This is a genomic window from Paracraurococcus ruber, from assembly GCF_004353985.1.
Taxonomy (GTDB): Bacteria; Pseudomonadota; Alphaproteobacteria; order Acetobacterales; family Acetobacteraceae; genus Paracraurococcus; species Paracraurococcus ruber.
This window is the reverse complement of sequence record NZ_SMOA01000669.1, coordinates 1-575: the sequence shown is the minus strand read 5'-3', so window position 1 is coordinate 575 and position 575 is coordinate 1. Positions and strand designations below refer to the sequence as shown.

General features: G+C 71.5%; 1 protein-coding gene. It reads left to right on the top strand.

Annotation, left to right across the window (positions count from 1 at the left end):
- Positions 1-575 (top strand): GGDEF domain-containing protein (locus E2C05_RS32385; protein ID WP_133223673.1); only part of this gene is annotated, 575 nt, incomplete at both ends.

The window sequence follows — 575 nt, the reverse complement described above, 5'->3', positions numbered from 1 at the left end:
CCGCGCCCAGCGCGGCGAGGGCTTCGCCGTGCTCTGCCTCGACCTCGACCGCTTCAAGGAGGTGAACGACACCCTCGGGCATCCGGTGGGCGACATCCTGCTGCGCCAGGTCGCCGCCCGGCTGGCCAAGGAACTGCGCGAGACCGACACCCTCGCACGCCTCGGCGGCGACGAGTTCGCCGTCATCCAGTCCGGGCTCGGGCGGTCGCACGATGCCGCAGCCTTGGCGAAACGCCTGGTCGATGCCTTCGTCGCCCCCTTCGAGCTGGAAGGGCACCAAGTGGTGATCGGCACCAGCGTCGGCATCGCTGTCGCACCCATGGATGGGCTGGACGGCGATGCCCTGCTGCGCGGCGCCGACATGGCGCTGTACCGCGCCAAGGCCGAAGGACGCGGGCGCTGGAGCTTCTTCGAGCCGGAGATGGAAGTGGCCCTCCAGCTGCGGCGGGCGCTGGAGATGGACCTGCGGCGGGCGCTGGCGGCGAGCGAGTTCGAGCTGCACTACCAGCCGATCATCGACGTCGCGTCGCGCCGCGTCGCCGGCCTGGAAGCGCTGATCCGCTGGCGCCATCCGG